Raw genomic sequence first — 18,203 nt, 5'->3', positions numbered from 1 at the left:
TGGATGGGCTTGAGCACTGTCACCGCCAAACAGCTTGAAGTGCAACGCATCGTCGATGCGCTGTTCAAGGCTATCGCCCAGCATCGCCTGCCGCCTGGCACTCGATTGGTAGAAGCACACATTGTCGAAACCCTGCAGGCCAACCGCAATCATGTGCAGGTGGCGTTGCAGCGGCTGGCGATGCAAAAGGTGGTGACCATCGAAGCCAATCGCGGCGCCATGGTTGCTCAGCCGACGGCAAAGGAAGCGCGGGATATCTTCAGCGCGCGTCGCGCCATCGAGCGGGCGATCGTCGAGGCCATCACCCCGGCAGTGATGCGCAAACACCGGCAGCGCATCGCCCGGCACATGAACAACGAACGCAAAGCCACCAACGACACCGATCGACGTGCCATCGTCCGCGAGCTGAGCGAGTTTCACCTGCTGCTCGGCGAGATCAGTGGCAATGCCGTGCTGAGCGATATCCTCGCCAACCTGATGGTGCGCAGTTCATTGATCGTCGCGCTGTACCAGCGCAATGACGTGCCATCCTGCGCCTCGGATGAACATCAGGAGATCATTACCGCGCTGGAAAATGGCGACAATGAAAGAGCCGTCGCCGTCATGCTCGAACACCTGGATGAACTGGAAGGGCAGTTGGCCCTGGAAGAAAGCGTGCCCGAGGAATTCAACCTCAAGCAGGCGTTGATCGATTAAGCACTCGGCTTCAGCAACGTTCCCGCCGGCCGGCTGAACGTCTGAAGCCCTCCCTTGAAGCCCATGACCGGTGCGCATATTTCAGCGATGACCGCCGCCGGCGAGGGCGCGTCGAACACAATGAAATCGGCGCGGCAGCCTGGCAGCAGACCGTAATCGGACAACCTCAGCATACGCGCCGCCTCGCTGGATACCCACGCCAGGCATTGCCGCAGTTGCGCCGCCGTGCCCATCTGGCTGACGTTGGCGAACAGGTTGGCCTGGCGGATCAACGAGGCGTCGCCATAGGGCGTGAACGGGTTGCCGATGTTGTTGGTAGACACCGAACAGGTCACGCCGCAAGCGTGCAGATGCGCCAGTGGCGCCAGTCCTCTGGGTTTGTTGTGAAACGCCTCGCGACCCATCAGGAACAGATCGGTGCTGGGCAGGCAAGTCACCTGCACGCCCGCTTGCGCCAGGTGCAGGCCAAGCACCGTCAGGGGTTCCCGGGGCAAGGTCGACAACTTGGTCGCGTGGCCGACGGTGACGCGTCCGCCCCAGCCATGCAGCTGCGTGCAGCGTGCCACCTCCATGACGGTCATGCCTTCGGGATTCAGGTCGAAATCCAGGTGCAGGTCCAGGTCGCAGTCGTAGCGCACCGCCAGTTCGAACAGGCGCCGGATCTGCCCGTTCGGGTCACTGTCCATATAGGGGCAGCCGCCGAGTACGCTGGCGCCGCTTTCCAGTGCCTGGCACAGCAGCGCTTCAGTCCCCGGATTGTTCAGTAAACCCTCCTGGGGGAACACGCAGATTTCCAGGCTGATGGCCCAGGCATAATCGGCTTGCAAGCGGCGAATGGCATTGAACCCGGTCAGGCCAATCTGCGGGTCCAGCTCGACATGGGTCCGGATATGCGTCGTGCCTTGGACAATCGCCTTGTCCAGTACCCGGGCACCGCGCCGATAGACATCGTCTTCAGTGAATTCGGCTTTTGCTGCCCGGGTTTGCGCCACGGCTTCAGACAGCGTGCCTTCGTGCAGCTGGCAGCGTTGCATGATGCAGGCCTTGTCCAGGTGCAAGTGGGTTTCGATCAGGCCCGGCATCATCAATTGGCCCTGCAGGTCAAGGGTTTGCCAATGGCGTGTGTCCTTACTGAAGGCGGCGACGAAGTAGCCGTTCTCGACATGAAGCTCGCTATTGGCGCGCTCGTCAGGCAGCCGGGCATTGATGACTTTCAAGGCGCTCATGCGACGGCTCCTTCACCCAGGTAAGCGGCAGCCAACGCCTGATCGTCGCGCAATTCTGCGGCGCTGGCGGCTTTGACAATGCTCCCGGTTTCCAGCACATAGGCGCGATCCGCCACCTGAAGGGCCAGGTTGGCCATTTGATCCACCAGCAGGATGGTCACGCCTTCGTCGCGCAGTGCGGCCAGTGCGTCGTACAACTCGCCGATCATGGCCGGTGACAAGCCCAGTGAAGGTTCATCCAGCAACAGGACTTTTGGCTTGGCCATCAGGCCGCGACCCACCGCGACCATTTGTTGTTCGCCACCGGAAAGCAGCCCGGCCGGGTTGTCGATGCGGTCTCGAAGGCGCGGGAAGCGCTTGAGGATCGCCTCGATTTCCGCGTCGGCGTCGAAGGCTTCGCGGCGTGAATACCCACCCAGCAACAGGTTGTCGCGCACACTCAGGTAAGGGAATACCTGGCGGCCTTCGGGTACCAGCGCCAAGCCTTTTGCCGCGACGGTGCTGGCGTTGGCCTGTTCGATGTTTTCGTTGTCCAGCAGGATGCTGCCGCTGCTGGCGCGATGCAGGCCTGCCAGGCATTGCAGGATGCTCGATTTGCCCGCGCCGTTGGCGCCGAGAATCGCCACCAGCTCGCCGGGATTGACCAGCAGGTTGACCTTGTCGACCACCGCTGACGCGCCATAGTCGATGACCAGGTCCTTGACGAACAGGCGCGCATCGCGGCTGCCATTCCAGGCCTGTTCGCGCGGCGTGGCCTGATACTCGGTGCCGCCCAGGTACGCGGCGATCACCTGCTGGTTGCGGCGGATTTCAGCCGGCGGCCCGGCGGCGATTGGCTTGCCCGCATCGAGTACCAGCAGGTGCTCGGACACCGACATGACCAGCGCCATGTCGTGCTCGACCAGAATCACCGTGAGGCCAAAATCCGCCAGCTTGCGCAGCAGAACGGCCAGATCATCGGTGTCGCGGCGGCTCAGACCCGCTGCCGGTTCATCCAGCAACAGGACCGCAGGCGCGGTGGCCAGTGCCCGGGCGATTTCCACCAGGCGGCGATCCACATGGGGCAAGTCCTCGGCGGCAATGTTCACCTCGCCGCGGTAGCCCACCAGTGCCAGCAGATCCAGCGCCAGGCTTCGCTGCTCGTCGGTGGCAAGGCTGAACGGCAGGCCCAGGCGACCCTTCTGCATCGCGACCAGCAGATTGTCCAGCACCGACATTTCGCCGAACAGCAGGGTGGTCTGATAGGTGCGGGCGATGCCGGCCCGGGCGCTTTTCCAGGCCGGCAGGCCCGCCAATGGCTGTTGCAATTCGATCTGGCCGCTGTCCGGCACATAGAACCCGCTGATCATGTTGAGCACGGTGGTTTTACCCGCGCCGTTGGGGCCGATGATGCTGGTGATGCTGCCGGCAGGTGCATGCAGGCTGACATGCTGCGCGGCCTGCACGCCGCCGAAGCGAATGCCTATGTCACTGACCCGCAAGCCTGAAGACGGGCCACGACTGCGCAAATGCGCGGCGATGCGTTGCTGATCGATGCGCGTCGGTGGCAGCAAGCGAGGCGGTTTGATCCAGCGTCGGGCGAGGGCGCCGAGCAGGCCGTTGGGCGCGATCCAGAGCACCAATAGCAGGAGCACGGAAAAGATCAGCAGGCGGTACTCGGCAAAGTCGGACAGCAGTTCCGGCACCAGCACGATCAGCAGTGCGCCAATCAACGGTCCGAACAGCATGCCGCTGCCGCCGACGATCACGGCCAGGACAAACAGAATGGATTGGGAGAACGGGAAGGATTCAGGGTTGATGAACATCAGCAATGGCGCGAGCAAGCCACCCGCCAGCCCGGTCAATGCCGCCGACAAGGCAAACGCCAGGGTTTTGCTGATGACCGGATTGAAGCCCAGTGAGCGGGCGGCAATCTCCGAGGCTTTCACCGCGCGCATGGCCTTGCCCCAACTGCTGTGGCTCAGGCGCTGGTAAAACAGCAGGGCGCCTATCATCAACGCACCGGCCAACAGGGCGAGGACAGTCGCCGGATCAAGGCCGGCGAATTCCGGCAGCGGGATACCCATCAAGCCGTTGGAACCGCCCGTAACGTCCCGCCATTCGATCAGGCTGTGATGCACCACAAAACTGAAGGCGATGGTGATCATCGCCAAGTACGGGCCGCTGACCCGAAGGGCGGGAATCGCCAACAGCGCGCCAACCAGTCCGGCTACCGCACCGGCCGTGGGCAGGGCCAGCCACAACGGCCAGCCCGCCAGGGTCAGCAGTGCCGATACATAGGCACCGATGGCGTAGAAGGCGATATGCCCGAAGGAAATCTGCCCACTGAGGCCGATCAGGATATTGAGGCCCACACCGACCACCGCCGCCAGGGCGCAGAGGGTGAAAACCAGCAGCGAGTAGCTGTCCAGCGTGAACGCCAGTACGCCGCAGACGATCGCGAGCAGGGCAATGAAGACCGGTGCGGCCAGGGGGTTGAAGTTCTTCATACTTTCACCAATGCCTGGCTGCCGAACAGACCGTTGGGACGAATCGCCAGCGCGACAATGACCAGCGCAAACGTGAATATCTGGGTGAAGGCGGAGCCGAAATACAACGTGATCAATGCTTCAGTCAGGCCGAACAGCAGCCCCGCCGTGAACACACCGCCCGCGCTGGTGATGCCACCGAGAATGGCCACCGCGAACGCCTTGAGGCCGAACAACATGCCCATTTCCGCATTGACGCTGAACAGCGGCGCAATCAATAAACCCGCCACGCCGGCGAATAACGTGGAGACAGCAAAGGCGATGGCGACCACACGATTGACGTTGATCCCCATCAGCATCGCTGCGCGGGGATTCTGCACGCAGGCTTCCAGCACCTTGCCCAGCCGGGTGTAGCGCCGCACCAGATACAGCGCCAGGGCAATGGCCGCGCCTGCCAGCGGAATCAGCAATTGCAGTGCGCCCACGTTGCTGCCAAACAGCTCGATGTTCAGATTGACCAGGCTGCTTTCAAATTGGCGCGGCTCCTTGCCGAAGGTAAACAGCGCCAGGTTATCCACCAGGATGCCTCCCGCCACCGTTGCCATCAGCCAGGCCTGTGAGCCGCGACTGTGGAAGGGCCGTACCAGCCAGCGTTCGATCACCAGGCCGTACAGCCCGCAGAGGATCAGCGTCAGCGGCAGGGCCAGCCACAGCGACCAGCCCCAGTTGATGCAGAGGGTGTAGCCCAGCACGGCGCCGACCATCATGGCGCTGCCTTGGGCAAAGTTGACGGTGCGCGAGACGACGTAGGTCAGGTGAAAACCCAACGCCAGCAACGCGTACATGCTGCCGAGGCCGAGGCCGGTGATGATGGCGGCGGTGAACATGGCTTACTCCTCAGGCTTGAGCGGCACGATCTGGTCGTTGACGACGTGGGTGAACAGATAGTCGTCCGGCCCCAGCGCGTCATGTTTGGATGGGGTAAACGGTTGCGTGTAGTGCTTGATCAAACCGTCGTATTCGTTGATGGCGTAGAACCCGTCGCGTACGGCCTTGCCGTCGGTACTGCCGGCTTTTTCGATGGCCTGGGCGGTGAGATGCAGCGCGTCGTAGGCATTGGCAATGCCCACTGCCGGCGTGACGTCAGCCAGCGTCTTGATCTGCGGGTATGCCGTTTTCAACGCAGCCAACAGGGCATCGCCCTTGGCGCCATTGTTCTCGGTGAACACGTAGGTCTGGATGAAATGCACGCGAGAGGCGTTCGGCCCCGCCAACTCGCCAAAGCGTCCACCGGCCGGCCCCCAGTGAGAAACGACCGGCACGTCCCAGCCCATGCGGTCCAGGGACTTGACCACCTGTGCCGAGGGACTGACGTTACCGACCAGCAGCAGGGTGTCTGCACCGGCGTTTTTCAATCGGGTCAGTTGCGGCACTACGTCGAGATCGCTGTCCTGGATACGCTCGACACCAGCGTTGGGCATGCCGCGTTTTTCCAGGGCGCGCTTGAAGCCAGCCTCGTTGGACTCGCCCCATGGATTGTTGATGAGGATCATCCCCGGCTTCTTCATACCGTTGTCGACGCCGTACTTCACCAGTGCCTCATCCACCAGTTCATCGACGGCGGAAACCCGGAACACGTAGTTATCGGCTGCGCCGTTCTCGGTGATTTTCGTACCGGCGGCCCAGATGCCCATGAACGGTACTTTCATCTGGTTGACCAGCGGCACGATGGCCAGGGAAACCGGTGTATCAAGACCGCCAAACAGCACCGCGACCTTTTCCCGCTGGACCAGTTCGCGAGCGGCGAGGATGCCCTTGGACGGGTTGCTTTCGTCGTCACGACGCACCAGCTCCAGCGGACGCCCGAGCACGCCGCCGCTGGCGTTGACCTCATTGATGGCCATGGTCAAGCCCCGAGTCAGGGCTTCGCCGGATTTGGCCGACTGGCCCGAAAGCGCGGCTACCAGACCGACTTTGATCGGCGGCTCGGACGCTTGCGCGCCACCGAAAAGAGCCATGTTGAGCGTGACTGCCGCAGCCACGGGAAACAGCAGACGTTGCAGGTTTGGAAGCCGGGTGGCCATAGTTGATTCTCCTGATTGCTAGCAGTTGCATAATTATTGCTAGCAAGTAGGATGCCAGTCGCAGCAGCCCTTGAAATAGGGTGGTTTTGCAGGGGCTGGCAGAGTTTTTCGCGCCAAAAGAAGGCGGCTTGCACCATGCAAAGGCGTCCGAATCAACCGGGTATTCCTAGAGTCAGGAGTTTTAGCGATGTCTGAAATGAATAAAGATGTACAGATTGTTAGCAATTTTCTCGAGGCTTCCATGGCCCCGGATCCCGTCCGGGCGGCGACGTTCATGAGTGCCGATGTAAAGATCACCTTTACCGGCGGCCGGGCCATGCCCGATCCACTGGCGATCACGGCGTTCAATGGCTCACGCTACGCCTGGGTCAAGAAAGCCATGGGAAACTTCGACTGGATGGACCGGGGCGACCATACCGTGGTGTATTCCAATGGCACACTGTTTGGCGAATGGCCGGATGGCCGCCGCTTTTCGGGCAATCGTTATCTGGACCGCTTCGAAGTGCGCGATGGCAAAATCACCCATATGGACGTCTGGAACGACAGTGCTGAGTGGTTGCTGGCACCGGAGATTGCCAAGGAATGAAAGGGCACTTTGTTGTTGCGCACAGTTGAGCCAGGGTTCAGCGCGAACGAAGAAGTTGGGGGGCGGCCATTTTACATGGCACTGGTACCTCTAAAGACCTACCCGCCGCATTGCATTGGTATACCCGTGCTGCCGATCAGAGCCGGGCCAACGCCCAGTACGTCCTTTGCCACCTCTACACGTCGAGTTGATGTGTGGTCGAGGTCGTGCGAGCCGGCGCGTCACGCTGCAGCACTGGGCAGCCCTTTGAGAGCGGGTGATCTAGTGGTAGTTGGACCGGGATCTACTGGGTGGTGCCCGGGGTGAAAGTGGACGTTGAGTTTGCCGGATAGGACGAGCTGCCTTGTTGGCTTGATGCGCTCCAAAGGCTTGTTCACTTCCAGCTTGCGGAGCCAGCCGGCGCATGGCTCCTCCTTAAAAGGCGTCGGCTTTTAAGGCTTGGCTCAGTGGCGGGCGCCAGTATCTGTTGAAAAAGGAGCCCCCTGCCGAGCTTGTCGCTATCAGGTTACCGCGCGCGCAGGTATTCCCACGCATGCGGCTCTCCAAATTACCTCAAGTCTCCACCCAAACTCGGCGTGCCAAACCCGGCCAACGACGCGTTGGAGCGGTTGAAGTAGCCTGCCCAGAACGCGTTCAACGCATCCATGGTTCTGCCTGAGCGATAGCTTTGTTTGATGTCATCGGAGATCAGGCCAGCACCTGTGACGTAGACGCGGGCGCCGGAAAGATCGGCGAACAGGTTGTGGGTCTGGGCTTTTTTCAGCTCGTCGGCGACTACCAGGTTCTTGATCTGGTTTTTCGCGTAGAAGCTGGCGTAGTCGCTGTTTTCCAGCATGTCGCTGATCAGGAATACCACGTGATCGTGGGGCTTTTCGGCAGATTTGATGTCGTCGCCGATTTTGCGCAATGCGTTCATGATTTCGCTTCTCGGAATGTCCTGACGGGCATCACGTAGGCTCTTGACGAATAGTTTGCCGAAGCCGGTTTCAAAGTCTTGTGGCTGACGGGCCAGGCACTGGTCCAGGGTGCGCAGTTTGCGAGCGCTGGCGTCGTCGCGAACTTCCTCTCCGACATTTTTGTCGAGCTTTCCGGCATAGATCAAACGTAGGTATTCGCCCGGCAGAAACGCCGAAAAACTGTAGAGCTTAATGCTGTCACCGGGTTGCACGAAACGAGTGATCTGACCCCATGCCTGTTTCTGGATGTCTTCCGGAACGGGTACGGTCTCATCGACCACGACGATCAGTTCGCGGCCTGAAGCGTCTGGCTTCAGTTCTGGAAGTTGGGCGGTTTCGTAGCAACTTTGCAGGTCGTTACGCTCCAAAGCCAAGGCGATGTGGGGCATCACCAAGGCTGCGATCATCAATGCCTTCAGGGCTTTCATGCGTTGACTCCTGCGACCTTGAAGATGCCCAGTTGCTTAAGCAGCAGCTGTTGTTCACGGACACTCTTGAGAGTGGCTTCGTCTTGCTTCAGAGCTTTTGCCAAGGTTGGCAATTGCTCATCAGTGACGCTCGTGAGGTCGTGGAAGGTATTTGCGTCAATATCTGCCAGTACCGCCACGGGTGCCACCGTCTGAGGTTCGGACACTGCTGCAATGGCTGCTTGCAACGCCCGGACAGGTTGAGGCGCGGGGATTACCGGTGCCACTTCAATTGCTGGCGCTGGCGTTGTGTTGATGCGCTCTTGACCGTGCTTCAGTGCTTTTTCAGCAGTACGGCGCACCATCACATACGCGTTGAAGTCACGCTTTTGAATAGCCGAGCCTTTCATCGCGTTGAGGTGTTCGGCATTGTTGGTCATGCGCGTGGAAAGCTTCTGCTGCAACATGCTCAGCTTATGGTCGGCATGGCCGGAGATTTTGGTGCGCTCGCGCTCCATCCAGCGAACCATTTCGTCCGCACTGTTGAATTTATGTGTGTAGTTGTAGGCGCGGCGCGAGTGGACACCGGCGAAACCAAAAATGCTCGCTAGCCAGCAGGTGATGCACTGGATGGCGATGTAGATGACCGAGAGGATGAGGTATGTGGTCAACGACGCTTCTCGGATCGCTTGCATCTTGTCGTCGATGGTTTTGTTGTCAGCCGAGTCATTGACCGCTTTGGATTCATCCGGCAGCTCAAATGGGCTGACTTTGGTAGAGCCGCCACTCTGTGCGCTTTCAGCGCGCAGCGAGTTCACCATCTCATCCTGAATGCTGTCGAGCGTCTTGGCGCGAACCACGAATGCGGCGACAGCCATGATCATGATAATGCCGACGAACGCACCGATAAGCAGGTACTTGGGCGTAACGTCCACCGAGGTGGCGATGCGCGACAGAATGCGGTTGTAGTCCTTGTCGTTGCTGTCGCTGAAGCTGTCTTCGATGTTGATCGAATCGATTTGCTTAAGGTGGTTGGAGCGTGAATCGGATGCGTCGCCACGCCACCACGCACGGGCCTTCTTGATCAGGCTGTTGTGGTGGATAGCGTGACCGGCCGCTTCGGCAAAACCGCAGGAGATGACGGCCAGGAGGATTGCCACGCCAATAGCCTGGTAGCGTTTGTCACTGGCCGATGCGTCGAGGCTTAACCAGCCCGACAGTACGTAACCAAAGCCGACGGCTTCAACCACCAACAAAACGGCGGCCAGGATAAACACCCAGGCCGGACGTGGTCTGCGGCCGGCTTCGCCAATTTTTTTCAGGTAGTCCTGACACTGGCGAAAGAACTCCGGGCTCTTGTCTACCTGGCCGTATGCTTCGTAGTAGTCATTGCACAGATCGTACTCGGAGTTGGTCCAGCCATCTGGGCGGATGGTGGGCTCTTTACTGGCTGAGCGCGATACCGTGCCAATCAGCGGTACACCGTGCCAGATACGCATGGTGAAGTAGCCGACCTTCTCCCAGTAGAATTTCAGTAGGCACAGCAGGACGAAAAGAGCGGTGATGCTGACGATCGCCATCTCGTTTGCGGCAATAAAAGCTTTGAAAGCTGCCATCGCGGATTCTTGCACGTTCGATATCTCCGTTTATCTACTATTGGGTGCTGACAGGGGCATATGCGACGGTGTAGCTCTGCTCGCCGACGGGGTAGAACAACGCACCGCGCTCGGCGGTTGCATTGCCTTTGCTGAATACAACGTCCATGCAGGCTACCGGTGCTTTGGGTTCACTGATGAACACGCGGTACAGCACTTCTTTTTCGCCTTCGTACGTGTTGGCGACGGCATTCATTGACGGCAGCGGCTTACGATTGCCATCGTCATACCCTTTCACCACTTGAATGAAGGGTTGTTTGCCGACTTCGGCGCCTTCGCGAAGGATGGAAACCGGGGAGATAGTGACCAGGTTGCCGTTGACGGTATTGGCCCAGACTCGGTTGTTGTAGCCGGGCAGGTAGTCGCGTGTTTTCACGCCATCGAGCGGTTTATCGGTTGCCAGGCTGATGACGTCACCGCTTTCTCGCGGCATGTCGTCCTGGCAACTGCCAACGGGAATGTCGCTGGCATTAGCCGCGCTAACGAAGCTGAATCCGCCGGTTTTTGGCGTGATGTTTTGGCCCAGATTCCAATGCATGCTGGCGGTTGGCACACCGCCAAAGTCGACAGCCGGTTTCGCACCATTGCTGTTTTTAGTGCTGATGAGCTCCACCGCGGCGACAGTGGAAGGCGTTGGTGATGTCGATTTTGCCGCGACCGCAGGGGTGGCAGGCTTGCTCAAAGGTTTGGCGGTGGATGCACCGTAGGCCAAGTATTTGGCGTTGGACTGCTCGGCTTTGGCGCGCCTCACCAACACCTCCTGGGAGGTCAGCTCTGCAATTTCTACCCGGCGGTTTTCAGTACGGCCTTCGAAGGTACTGTTGTCGGCCAGAGGCCGCGAAGCGCCGGCACCCTGGTAGAAAATCGAAGTCGAAGGAATGCCTGCGGTCATCAATATTTTGCCGACGGTGCGTGCACGGCGTTCGGACAGTTTCTGATTGGTTGCGCTACTTCCCGTGGCATCGGTGTGGCCTACCACCAGTAAACGTCGAGTGTTCGCTATTTTAGGATCGACATTGGCATAGGCGGCTGCCACTTTGGCGACGCTTCGCTGGCCGCTGACAGTGAGTTGGTCGGAGCCGGTGTCGAACATTCCAGAGTCTTCGATTTGCGTCACGAGACCGGCATCCAACGGCGCGGCACTGGGTGTGGCCGACACAGTCTGAAGTTGTTCTGAATGGATCTTCAGGTTTTCTTCTTTAGCAATGCGATCCAGCTCTTGCATTCGGCTTTGCCAGACCGATCCTGCATAGCAACCAACAGCTGTGCCCGCGGCAGCACCCAGCAGTGCGCCGTTCTTGCCGTTAAGGGCATAACCTGCCGCACTACCGACAACCAGCCCAGCACCGCACAAGATCGCCGTGCCGTAGTCTTTGCCCAATTGGTCGAATTGGCCAGTTGAGCACCCGGAAGCCAGCAGCAATGCGCTGGCAAGCGTGGTGAAACGAAATGCGTTGGTCATTTCAAGTCCATTTCAATGCTGTTTTACAAAACGCAGTCACACCTAAATGCCGATAAAAAATCAGTATTCAGGCGAAACCAAATGCGTTCGGGAAGTGCGTATTGGGTGAGGTCAAAAGCCGACCGCGTTTAAAGATCGCCAGCGTTACGGCGCAGCACGGAAGGGCGCAAAATGAACAAGCCCTGGCGCGAAATTTTCATTTCGCGCACAGCTTTTGGCGGGCCGGGTCGAAGAATGGCCAAAGCAAAACTGGTTATCTTGTTCAAGCGAAGTCCTTTTCCAGGAAGTGCACTGCTGAGTCCAAAGTGATGGCTAAAAGGCATCATTTTTTGATACTAAATGCAACAAAGAGCGATGTCACGAAAATGTTTGGTCCTGTGCTGCTGCTCACCGCAGCAGAGGGACGACTGGATTTTTGGATTGGAGGAGGCGGTTCAAGACTTAGATACTGGCTTTCACAACCCTGGCTTTTTTTCTTTTTGGTCGGTAGCAGCGTGTTAAAAACGACTATCAGGCCATTGCTGTCTGTCAGGAATAGCAGTAAAACGATCCTTAGCCTCCGGTGAGCAAAAGCAAAAAGGGATACAGCCATTAGTTAAATAAACCCTACTACTTTGTCTTTTTCAAGAACACCGATTACAAGGCATAATGGCGGCGGGGTTTGTATAGAATCCGTCCATCTGGAAACAATTTAGATCAATAATGAACGATATAATTTCCGAAATAGTTAAGTGGCTAACTGAAAAACATTCGACAGGAATTCGCTCACTTTATGGTTTTCAGTCCGTGTTGGTAATCGTTGTGGGCATCGGCGCTATGATCAGTACCAAGGCGCTTGTCGAAAAACGGAATATGCTTAAAAAGCGGATGGTTAGTGACCTGTCCTCGGCCCCCCTGATCGCAACTTTACGAGTAGAAGAGACTGGAGGAGCGGTTAGATATGTCGCAACGCTGAGCAGTACCAGCAAAGGGTTCGCTGTTACGGTTGTTCGCGAAACTGGGGTGGATCCTGTGAAATCATTTAGCCCCTTAATGCGATCACTGGATGAGGTTGACGCTTGGTTGAGAAACCGAACCCCCTTCATTCTTGCTGACTTCAGAAATTGAAACGGCTGTGCTGCGTTGGTAGTGAGAGGCTACATCCGACCCCAAGCGGTCGGTGACATCAAACAATAAATGGCAGCAAGCAAACGTTCATCGCCGCATCACTCAGGCAAATGCAGCTTCTACAAATGCCTCTAACGCCTTGTCTTCCAGGATTTCGATAGAGAAGTGCCCGAAGCGCTTGGGCAACCAGATAATGCGTGTTCCCGACGGTGATTGCAGGTCCGAGCGGGCTAGTGGCTTTCCGTTTTCATCTTCTGGCTGAACACCGGCGACCATCAGTTCGTCGTAGGCCCGCTCGATGTCTGGCGTCGAATAGCAGTGGCGATAAATCATCCCTTCTCCCGATGAGCCTAATAGCTCTTTCAGGTTCCCCGCCAATGGTTGTACCAACATGAAACGCTCTTGACCGATCAGCGCAATTGCGTAGCGTACGTGCAGACCACCTCGTTCCCAAACGAGCGTTTTGGAGATCCTGGCATTAAGTATCTGTGCGTAGTAAGCACAGGCTTCTTCGAGATTATTGACCAGTACATCTACGTGACTGAACTTCAGATCCATTGCAGACTTCCTATTGAACCGACGTACATGTTAAGCCGAACGCTCTCAGAACTCGATGGATTTCGTGAAGCTCTATTGTTGGTGTAGAAGTGCGCTAATCCGTAAGCGCCTGGGGAAGTCACCTTCCGAACTCCAGCATTAAGGGCGATGGTGTCCGCGTATTTTTAAGCGGACGCCATTGGCCTTAACGTCAGGATTTCCATGCGCCATCGAAGCTCTTATCCGAAACCCTTCAAGGCCCAGGTTGTTCAGGAATGCCTGCAACCGGGCGCAACCCTATCCAGCGTCGCCATCAGCCACGGCATCAACGCCAATGTGATCCGCAAGTGGCTGCCGCTTTACCGAGACCAGCCGCCAGCAGCGTTTCCGGCTTTCGTTCCGTTGAGAGCTGCACCCAAGCGGCAGACGGAAGCTTTGGCGATTATTGAGCTGCCGCTTGGCGAGCAATCGATCACGGTGAAATGGCCGATGTCTGATCCTGAAGGCTGCGCCCGCTTTGTCCGTGGACTCACGCAATGATTCGCGTCGACGCCATCTGGCTTGCCACCGAGCCCATGGACATGCGTGCCGGCACCGAGACCGCGTTAGCCAGAGTGATCGCGGTGTTCGGTGCGGCGAAGCCGCACTGTGCTTATCTGTTTGCCAACCGCCGCGCCACTCGTATGAAAGTGCTGGTGCATGACGGGATTGGCGTCTGGCTGGCTGCTCGTCGATTGAACCAAGGAAAGTTTCACTGGCCAGGCAGTCGACTAGGCTGCGAGATGGAGCTGGATGCCGAGCAACTTCAGGCTTTGGTGCTCGGACTGCCTTGGCAACGCGATGGAGCTGGCGGTGCAATCACATTGCTCTAGAAACTGTAATTAGCGCCTCGGCCTGCTGCCGCAGGCGATCCGCTTTGGTAAAATCCAGGGCATGAGTTCCTCGCCCAATCTCGATCAGATGACCCTCGACCAAGTGCGCGCTTTCGCTGCGCAGTTGCTGTCCCAGGTTGATTCGCTCGGACAGCAAGTCGACAGGATGGGCAAGAAGAACGACCGCGACCAAACCATCATCGAGCAACTCACCCATGAAATCGCCTGGTTCAAACGTAGCAAGTTTGCCAAGCGTAGTGAGCAATTAAGTCCCGACCAAGGCAGCTTGCTCGACGACTTGCTCGACACCGACATCGCGGCCATTGAAACCGAGCGGAAGGCGTTGAGTCCGCCGGCTGCGCAAGCTGAACCACGCAAGCAGTCCAAGCGTGTTTCCTTGCCTGCGCAGTTTCCGCGTACCGTGATTTATCACGAACCCGACAACATCCAATGCGCCTGCGGTTGCCAGCTCCAGCGGGTTGGCGAGGACGTCAGCGAGAAGCTGGATTACACGCCGGGCGTGTTTACGGTGGAGCAGCATGTGCGCGGGAAATGGGTCTGCCGCGAGTGTGAAACACTGACTCAGGCACCGGTTCCCGCCCAGGTCATTGATAAGGGCATCCCGACGGCAGGGCTGCTGGCTCACGTGATGGTGGCCAAATTTGCCGACCATTTGCCGCTGTATCGGTAAGAGAAAATCTTTGGCCGCGCCGGCTTGGCCATCGCCCGCTCGACACTGGCGCAATGGGTCGGTCAAACCGTGTGCAGCTCCAGTCCTTGGTCGATGCGCTACGCGAAACAGTGCTTGCTCAAGGCGTGATCCACGCTGACGAAACGCCGGTGCAGATGCTCGCCCCGGGTGAGAGGAAAACGCATCGTGCTTATGTCTGGGACTACTGCACTACGCCATATTCGGGGCTCAAGGCGGTCGTTTATGACTTCAGTCCAAGCCGTGCGGGAGAGCATGCACGCAACTTCCTTGGCGCGTGGAATGGCAAGCTGGTTTGCGATGATTTTGGTGGTTACAAAGCAAGCTTCCAGCAAGGCATCACTGAAATCGGCTGCATGGCCCACGCTCGCCGCAAGTTTTTTGATCTGCACGCGACGAACAAAAGCCAACTGGCCGAGCAGGCGCTGCACTCAATTGGTGGGTTGTACGAAATTGAACGGCTGGCGCGGGAGATGACCGACGAAGAACGCTGGCGAGTACGTCAGGAAAAAGCGGGGCCCCTTATCGACGCACTCCATACCTGGATGATGGCCCAGCGCGACCTTGTGCCCGAAGGGTCGGCTATCGCCAAAGCTCTGGATTACAGCCTCAAGCGCTGGATGGCACTGACTCGATATCTAGAGGACGGCGCTGTGCCCATAGACAATAACGCGGTCGAAAATCAGATAAGACCGTGGGCACTTGGGCGCTCCAACTGGTTGTTCGCCGGGTCACTGCGCAGCGGCAAACGGGCGGCAGCAATCATGAGTTTGATCCAGTCTGCGCGCATGAACGGGCATGATCCGTAAGCTTACTTGAAGGATGTTCTGACTCGTCTGCCGACGCAGCGGGCGAGTGAGATTACGGAGTTGCTGCCGCATCGATGGGCGCCCATTCAATCACGTAAGGCGTGTTGGCCGGTCACCTAGAAACAAAGGAATTGCCAAACGCCAACGGACTTCCTCTTCATTCCTTTTAGTCGAGATTGCGCGAAATATTGATGCTGTAACCGGTGGTATCCGTCGGCACCTTCTTCTTGGCGAATCCGTTGATGACGAGGTAAAGCAATGGGCCAATCGATACGAAGACTGCTGTTATGAGAAAGTAAGGCACAAGAGAGACCGCAGATCGGCCTTTGGAGCGAGCGTCCCGATACATCCAGATGCAAGCGAGGACGCCGAGCAGGTAAAGGTCAATAACTACTTGGGCAGTGTCCGGGCTGGATATTAACTCCAGGCCGAAGTCGATGAGCGATTGATCGGCAACGAACATGGTACTCACCGTATACAAGGAAAAAATCACCAATGTGGCAAGTGAGAGGTAGGGTCTTTTCATTAGTCCTCCTTGAGCAAGAAGCGATGATCAACGCTGACAAGGTAGTGATATTGTCACGACGAGATCAATGACCTCACAGGTCATGGACTCAGCCAATTCGCGCCGTCAGAGTCGAACAATGAGCACTCGACCTTTTCCTCGAACGACACCCGCCATCACTGCAAGTGAGCAGTTGCGTCAACTGCGACGTCAGGCAAAATTGAGCCAACTCGACCTAGCCTTGATGTCAGGTATTTCTCAGCGCCACCTCAGCTGCATCGAGACAGGGCGCGCCAAGCCAAGCCCAGGAACTCTGCATAACCTACTCATGGCACTCGATGCGCCTCTAGAGCACTGCAACAGTGTCTTTCTCGCCAGTGGTTATGCACCGCGCTACGAAGCAACACCTCTTACCTCGCCAAGCATGGAGGCTGTTCGTGACGCTATAACTCACCTGCTTCATGCCAACAACCCCGCACCAGCGATTGTCTTGGGGAGTCAGTGGGAGATATTGGCAGCCAACGCCAGCACTGGAGTGCTGTTCGATCTGGTCGGCCTGAGTGCCGATGCGGCAGAAGGCCTAAATCTGTTGGTAACGCTGCTGGAGCCTGGAGGGTTGGGCGATCATCTGAACAACGTCGAGGAAATCAGATTGATTGCTTGGCAAAGGGCAGCTAGAGAGGCCCTGAGCAACCCGGGGCTCGCTACGCTTCTGAAAAGCCTCCCCACGCCTCAAGAGGCTTCCACGTTAACAAACGAACTGCCTCCGTTGGTACTGACGCGGCTCGACTCAAGGCACGGGGAACTGAAATTCATGTCAACTTTTACAACATTTGGCATGCCTCTCGACATTACGATGGAGTCGCTGCGTATTGAGCATCTGGTTCCTGCCGACGCGAGAACCTGGGAAGTCATGGCCCGAGCCTATGGACAATTGAAATGCTGATGCCGTTATCTTCGATTCAACACATTCATAGGTGTGTTCGCCAGACGCTTACCCGACTCTTCCTGCTCGTGGAGGTTATAACAGCATTGACGCTAGCGCGTTTAGGGATTGAGAAACAAGGGATAAGACCTTATTGCCAAACGTCTGCGTTTGGTCGATTGCCGCCCGACGTAAGGGGATTAATCGACCGTAGTGGCCACTCAGGCTCGACAGATCCCTTGCCTGTGCCTATCGTCGCTCCCTCTAGATCGCGTTTTTACCAAAGTCAAAGGAACGACCCATGAGTACGCTGCTCACTATACGTGTAGGTCTGATCGGAGACCGTGACCTTAGCGTTACTGCTCACAGAGCCATCGAGCAAGCGTTGCCATTAACGGCTGCCGCAATGGGCATCAGTATTGAATATGAATGGCTGGCCACAGACTCGATCAACCCTGCGCACTTACTCAGCTTCAACGGGCTATGGTGCGTTCCGGCCAGTCCGTACCGCGACACTGAAGCCGTATTGGCTGCGATCAGTTACGGGCGCAAGGAAGCCATTCCGTTTCTAGGCACTTGTGGCGGCTTTCAACACGCTTTGCTGGAGTACGCCCGGAATGCCTTGGGCTGGAGGGATGCTGAGCATGGCGAGCTACCTAGTCAAGGCGGTCGGGCTGTAATCGCCCCACTGACTTGCGCGCTGGTGGAGACCCAACAATCTATTCGCTTGGCGGAAGGTTCACGGATCGCTAAGGCCTATAGCGCTCCGCGAATTCAAGAAGGTTATCGCTGCCGGTATGGACTGAACCCGCAGTTCGCGGCTGAGCTGCTTGAAGGGTCTCTACGCGCCACGGGTTGGGATGAGGACGGTGAAGTACGAGCTGTCGAATTAATGGGTGCCGCGTTCTTCGTCGCTACTCTGTTTCAGCCAGAACGTGTAGCCCTTGAAGGTCAGACTCCTCCACTGGTGAGGAGCTGGTTGCAAGCCTGTACCGATCGTAAGTAACTATTATCTATCGGCGCGTTCATGGCTGCCCGAAGAGTCGCTTTGTGGGGGGCTCTTTTGGCCGATTTCTGCCTACCATGACCAGCTAAAATCAACCCATATCAACCCATATCAACCCGTCTGGAAACCAACCGAAATACCTGCCCTTGGTATCTGTTGTAGTTAATAGCGCTGTGAAAGGTGGGCCAAGGTA

General features: G+C 57.6%; 17 protein-coding genes and 1 pseudogene. 9 read left to right on the top strand and 9 right to left on the bottom strand.

Features of this window, described 5'->3' with window-relative positions; translation table 11 throughout:
• Positions 1 to 3 precede the first annotated feature (3 nt).
• Complete coding sequence (locus D8V06_RS18695; RefSeq protein WP_130905034.1) at positions 4 to 696, top strand: GntR family transcriptional regulator; 693 nt, start codon at positions 4 to 6, stop codon at positions 694 to 696.
• Here D8V06_RS18695 and D8V06_RS18690 read toward each other — a convergent pair.
• From D8V06_RS18690 to D8V06_RS18675, 4 genes are read right to left on the bottom strand one after another with little or no spacing between them, the layout of a single operon-like run.
• Entirely contained in the window at positions 693 to 1,922 is a 1,230-nt protein-coding gene (locus D8V06_RS18690; protein WP_130905033.1) for an amidohydrolase family protein, read from the bottom strand. The two genes, D8V06_RS18695 and D8V06_RS18690, sit on opposite strands and share 4 nt — an antisense overlap.
• On the bottom strand, positions 1,919 to 4,411 hold the full coding sequence (locus tag D8V06_RS18685; RefSeq protein WP_056856781.1) for an ATP-binding cassette domain-containing protein: 2,493 nt from the start codon (positions 4,409 to 4,411) through the stop codon (positions 1,919 to 1,921). Before D8V06_RS18685 ends, D8V06_RS18690 begins: the two co-directional genes overlap by 4 nt.
• Positions 4,408 to 5,277, bottom strand: coding sequence for a branched-chain amino acid ABC transporter permease (locus tag D8V06_RS18680; RefSeq protein ID WP_130931509.1), 870 nt, complete (start codon positions 5,275 to 5,277; stop codon positions 4,408 to 4,410). Before D8V06_RS18680 ends, D8V06_RS18685 begins: the two co-directional genes overlap by 4 nt.
• A gap of 3 nt (positions 5,278 to 5,280) precedes the next feature.
• Positions 5,281 to 6,474, bottom strand: coding sequence for an ABC transporter substrate-binding protein (locus tag D8V06_RS18675; protein ID WP_130931508.1), 1,194 nt, complete (start codon positions 6,472 to 6,474; stop codon positions 5,281 to 5,283).
• A 187-nt stretch (positions 6,475 to 6,661) separates the two neighbouring features.
• On the opposite strand from D8V06_RS18675, the gene D8V06_RS18670 reads away from it, so the two are divergent.
• Positions 6,662 to 7,060 carry a nuclear transport factor 2 family protein gene (locus tag D8V06_RS18670; protein WP_056856778.1) on the top strand — a complete coding sequence of 133 codons (399 nt, stop codon included), beginning with the start codon at positions 6,662 to 6,664 and terminating at the stop codon, positions 7,058 to 7,060.
• A 547-nt stretch (positions 7,061 to 7,607) separates the two neighbouring features.
• Here D8V06_RS18670 and D8V06_RS18660 read toward each other — a convergent pair.
• The 3 genes from D8V06_RS18660 to D8V06_RS18650 are packed head-to-tail and all read right to left on the bottom strand — an operon-like array spanning position 7,608 to position 11,540.
• The gene (locus D8V06_RS18660; RefSeq protein ID WP_130905029.1) at positions 7,608 to 8,444 is read right to left on the bottom strand and encodes a hypothetical protein; all 837 of its coding nucleotides are present in this window, start codon (positions 8,442 to 8,444) and stop codon (positions 7,608 to 7,610) included.
• The gene (locus D8V06_RS18655) at positions 8,441 to 10,039 is read right to left on the bottom strand and encodes a hypothetical protein (RefSeq protein ID WP_130931507.1); all 1,599 of its coding nucleotides are present in this window, start codon (positions 10,037 to 10,039) and stop codon (positions 8,441 to 8,443) included. The genes D8V06_RS18660 and D8V06_RS18655 overlap by 4 nt, the downstream gene beginning before the upstream one ends.
• A gap of 37 nt (positions 10,040 to 10,076) precedes the next feature.
• Positions 10,077 to 11,540: an OmpA family protein gene (locus tag D8V06_RS18650; RefSeq protein ID WP_130905027.1), complete on the bottom strand. Its 1,464-nt coding sequence runs from the start codon at positions 11,538 to 11,540 to the stop codon at positions 10,077 to 10,079.
• A gap of 101 nt (positions 11,541 to 11,641) precedes the next feature.
• Here D8V06_RS18650 and D8V06_RS18645 point away from each other — a divergent pair, with 101 nt between their 5' ends.
• Together D8V06_RS18645 and D8V06_RS18640 are read left to right on the top strand one after the other, a co-directional pair.
• Positions 11,642 to 12,106 (top strand): hypothetical protein, encoded by a 465-nt coding sequence (locus tag D8V06_RS18645; protein WP_130905026.1) that lies wholly within the window; start codon positions 11,642 to 11,644, stop codon positions 12,104 to 12,106.
• 136 nt (positions 12,107 to 12,242) lie between these two features.
• Complete coding sequence (locus D8V06_RS18640) at positions 12,243 to 12,647, top strand: hypothetical protein (protein WP_130905025.1); 405 nt, start codon at positions 12,243 to 12,245, stop codon at positions 12,645 to 12,647.
• Between the two features lie 102 nt (positions 12,648 to 12,749).
• Here D8V06_RS18640 and D8V06_RS18635 read toward each other — a convergent pair whose 3' ends face one another.
• Positions 12,750 to 13,205: a VOC family protein gene (locus tag D8V06_RS18635; protein WP_130931506.1), complete on the bottom strand. Its 456-nt coding sequence runs from the start codon at positions 13,203 to 13,205 to the stop codon at positions 12,750 to 12,752.
• Positions 13,206 to 13,406: 201 nt separating this feature from the next.
• On the opposite strand from D8V06_RS18635, the gene D8V06_RS18630 reads away from it, so the two are divergent.
• The 3 genes and pseudogenes from D8V06_RS18630 (at position 13,407) to D8V06_RS18620 (ending at position 15,694) form a co-directional block, all read left to right on the top strand.
• Positions 13,407 to 13,724 carry a transposase gene (locus D8V06_RS18630; protein ID WP_130931505.1) on the top strand — a complete coding sequence of 106 codons (318 nt, stop codon included), beginning with the start codon at positions 13,407 to 13,409 and terminating at the stop codon, positions 13,722 to 13,724.
• Positions 13,721 to 14,056 (top strand): IS66 family insertion sequence element accessory protein TnpB, encoded by a 336-nt coding sequence (tnpB, locus tag D8V06_RS30890; protein ID WP_153188975.1) that lies wholly within the window; start codon positions 13,721 to 13,723, stop codon positions 14,054 to 14,056. Before D8V06_RS18630 ends, tnpB begins: the two co-directional genes overlap by 4 nt.
• Before the next feature lie 61 nt (positions 14,057 to 14,117).
• Positions 14,118 to 15,694: pseudogene (locus D8V06_RS18620) on the top strand (IS66 family transposase).
• A gap of 46 nt (positions 15,695 to 15,740) precedes the next feature.
• Here the strand turns inward: D8V06_RS18620 and D8V06_RS18615 are convergent.
• Complete coding sequence (locus D8V06_RS18615; RefSeq protein ID WP_130905022.1) at positions 15,741 to 16,100, bottom strand: DUF2834 domain-containing protein; 360 nt, start codon at positions 16,098 to 16,100, stop codon at positions 15,741 to 15,743.
• A 118-nt stretch (positions 16,101 to 16,218) separates the two neighbouring features.
• Here D8V06_RS18615 and D8V06_RS18610 point away from each other — a divergent pair, with 118 nt between their 5' ends.
• Positions 16,219 to 17,025, top strand: coding sequence for a helix-turn-helix domain-containing protein (locus D8V06_RS18610; protein ID WP_241667845.1), 807 nt, complete (start codon positions 16,219 to 16,221; stop codon positions 17,023 to 17,025).
• A 280-nt stretch (positions 17,026 to 17,305) separates the two neighbouring features.
• A complete protein-coding gene (locus D8V06_RS18605; RefSeq protein WP_130905020.1) occupies positions 17,306 to 18,010 on the top strand; it encodes a CTP synthase in 705 nt (234 codons plus the stop codon).
• Positions 18,011 to 18,203 lie beyond the last annotated feature (193 nt).

Source organism: Pseudomonas sp. Sample_24, from assembly GCF_004307605.1.
Lineage (GTDB): Bacteria > Pseudomonadota > Gammaproteobacteria > Pseudomonadales > Pseudomonadaceae > Aquipseudomonas.
The sequence above is the reverse complement of the archived record's forward strand: the minus strand, read 5'-3'. Positions and strand labels throughout refer to the sequence as shown.